The organism is Amycolatopsis sp. 195334CR, from assembly GCF_017309385.1.
Lineage (GTDB): Bacteria > Actinomycetota > Actinomycetes > Mycobacteriales > Pseudonocardiaceae > Amycolatopsis.
Genome location: NZ_JAFJMJ010000007.1, coordinates 1 through 3,309 on the forward strand (window position 1 = coordinate 1; position 3,309 = coordinate 3,309).

Annotated in this window: 1 rRNA gene; it reads right to left on the reverse strand. The window is 55.3% G+C overall.

Going from position 1 to position 3,309, the window contains the following annotated elements:
- Positions 1-100 precede the first annotated feature (100 nt).
- Positions 101-3,221 (reverse strand): 23S ribosomal RNA (locus JYK18_RS46380).
- Positions 3,222-3,309: the final 88 nt, after the last annotated feature.

The following is a 3,309-nucleotide window of genomic DNA, read 5'->3' on the forward strand; positions in this document are numbered from 1 at the left end:
CCGCTATAACCACCGAAACACTACGAAACAAACACACTAGTGTCGTAACACGTGCTCTGGTGTGGTGTTTCAGAGCCGTAGAGTGGATGCGAAGCACCTTTGTAGCAAGTCCTCGGCCTATTAGTACCAGTCAACTCCACACATTACTGCGCTTCCATTTCTGGCCTATCAACCCAATCGTCTCTTGGGGGCCTTAACCCACAAAGGGGTGGGATACCTCATCTAGGAACAGGCTTCCCGCTTAGATGCCTTCAGCGGTTATCCCTTCCGAACGTAGCTAACCAGCCATGCCACTGGCGTGACAACTGGCATACCAGAGGTTCGTCCGTCCCGGTCCTCTCGTACTAGGGACAGCCTTCCGCAAGTATCCTACGCGCGCGGCGGATAGGGACCGAACTGTCTCACGACGTTCTAAACCCAGCTCGCGTGCCGCTTTAATGGGCGAACAGCCCAACCCTTGGGACCTACTCCGGCCCCAGGATGCGACGAGCCGACATCGAGGTGCCAAACCATGCCGTCGATATGGACTCTTGGGCAAGATCAGCCTGTTATCCCCGGGGTACCTTTTATCCGTTGAGCGACACCCCTTCCACCAGGTGGTGCCGGATCACTAGTCCCGACTTTCGTCCCTGCTCGACCTGTCAGTCTCACAGTCAAGCTCCCTTGTGCACTTACACTCAACACCTGATTGCCAACCAGGCTGAGGGAACCTTTGGGCGCCTCCGTTACTCTTTGGGAGGCAACCGCCCCAGTTAAACTACCCATCAGGCACTGTCCCTCACCCAGATCATGGGCGTAGGTTCAGATTCCCAATCCGGCCAGAGTGGTATTTCAACAACGACTCCACACCCACTAGCGTGAGCGCTTCACAGTCTCCCACCTATCCTACACAAACCGAACCGAAAACCAATACCAAACTATAGTAAAGGTCCCGGGGTCTTTCCGTCCTGCCGCGCGTAACGAGCATCTTTACTCGTAATGCAATTTCGCCGGGCCTGTGGTTGAGACAGCCGGAAAGTCGTTACGCCATTCGTGCAGGTCGGAACTTACCCGACAAGGAATTTCGCTACCTTAGGATGGTTATAGTTACCACCGCCGTTTACTGGCGCTTAAATTCTCAGCTTCACCCCCCAAAAGGGAGTTAACCGGTCCTCTTAACGTTCCAGCACCGGGCAGGCGTCAGTCCGTATACATCGAATTACTTCTTCGCACGGACCTGTGTTTTTAGTAAACAGTCGCTTTCCGCTGGTCTCTGCGGCCACCCACCCCTAGCCTGTAAAAAGCTTCAGGATGTTTGGCCCCCCTTCTCCCGAAGTTACGGGGGCATTTTGCCGAGTTCCTTAACCACAGTTCACCCGATCGCCTTAGTATTCTCTACCTGACCACCTGTGTTGGTTTGGGGTACGGGCCGTGCACGCACTCGCTAGAGGCTTTTCTCGGCAGCATAGGATCACTCTACTTCACCTCAATCGGCTACGCATCACGTCTCAGCCTCATGAGCGGCGGATTTACCTACCACTCGGCCTACACGCTTACACCAGTACTACCATTCACTGGCGGAGCTACCTTCCTGCGTCACCCCATCACTTGACTACTACAGAATCAGGCCCCACGCTCCACAATGACGCTCCATCCGAAGACTTCACATCACGCTTTGGGTGGTTAGTATCAACTGCCTCATCAGGGACGCACGTGCTCGGGTACGGGAATATCAACCCGTTGTCCATCGACTACGCCTGTCGGCCTCGCCTTAGGTCCCGACTTACCCTGGGCGGATTAGCCTGGCCCAGGAACCCTTGGTCATCCGGCGGCAGAGTTTCTCACTCTGCATTCGCTACTCATGCCTGCATTCTCACTCCCACACCCTCCACCGCTGGTTTACACCGCGGCTTCCCTGGATGCAGGACGCTCCCCTACCCATCAACACGACTACACAACGCTCCGAAGAGCGAAGCGGATCAAATGTGTCAATGACACAGCTTCGGCGGTGTGCTTAAGCCCCGCTACATTGTCGGCGCAGGACCACTTGACCAGTGAGCTATTACGCACTCTTTCAAGGGTGGCTGCTTCTAAGCCAACCTCCTGGTTGTCTGGGCAATCCCACATCCTTTCCCACTGAGCACACACTTAGGGGCCTTAGCTGGTGTTCTGGGCTGTTTCCCTCTCGACGACGAAGCTTATCCCCCGCCGTCTCACTGCCGCACTCTCACTTCTCGGTATTCGGAGTTTGGTTGACTTCGGTAACCCGGTAAGGCCCCTAGGCCATCCAGTAGCTCTACCCCCAAGAAGAAACATGCGACGCTGCACCTAAATGCATTTCGGGGAGAACCAGCTATCACGGAGTTTGATTGGCCTTTCACCCCTACCCACAGCTCATCCCCTCAGTTTTCAACCTAAGTGGGTTCGGGCCTCCACACCGTCTTACCGGCGCTTCACCCTGGCCATGGGTAGATCACTCCGCTTCGGGTCTAGACCACGCGACTCAAAACGCCCTATTCAGACTCGCTTTCGCTACGGCTACCCCACACGGGTTAACCTCGCCACGCAGCACTAACTCGCAGGCTCATTCTTCAAAAGGCACGCCATCACCCTTCACAAGGCTCTGACGGCTTGTAAGCACACGGTTTCAGGTACTCTTTCACTCCCCTCCCGGGGTACTTTTCATCTTTCCCTCACGGTACTAGTCCGCTATCGGTCACCAGGAAGTATTTAGGCTTACCGGGTGGTCCCGGCAGATTCACAGCAAATTCCACGAGCTCGCTGCTACTCGGGAACACCATCACACAACACCCACACAGTTTTCGCGTACGGGACTCTCACCCACTCCGGTCCACCATCCCAGGTGATTCCACTAACCATGCAGCATCGCGCCAGAAATGTCAGTTTCTGGAAGACAGGTCCCACAACACCGCACACACAACGCCTGACAGCTTGACATGCGCACGGTTTAGCCTCATCCGCTTTCGCTCGCCACTACTCACGGAATCACGGTTGTTTTCTCTTCCTACGGGTACTGAGATGTTTCACTTCCCCGCGTTCCCTCCACACACCCTATATATTCAGGTGCGGGTAACACCACATCACTGGTGCTGGGTTTCCCCATTCGGACACCCTCGGATCTCAGCTCGGTTGACAGCTCCCCGAGGCTTATCGCAGCCTCCCACGTCCTTCATCGGCTCCTGATGCCTAGACATCCACCATGTGCTCTTAACAACTTGACCACAAAGATGCTCGCATCCACTCTACAGTTCTCAAACACCACACCAGAAACAACACCAGCGTGCTGCCTCAGGACCCAACAGCGTGCCA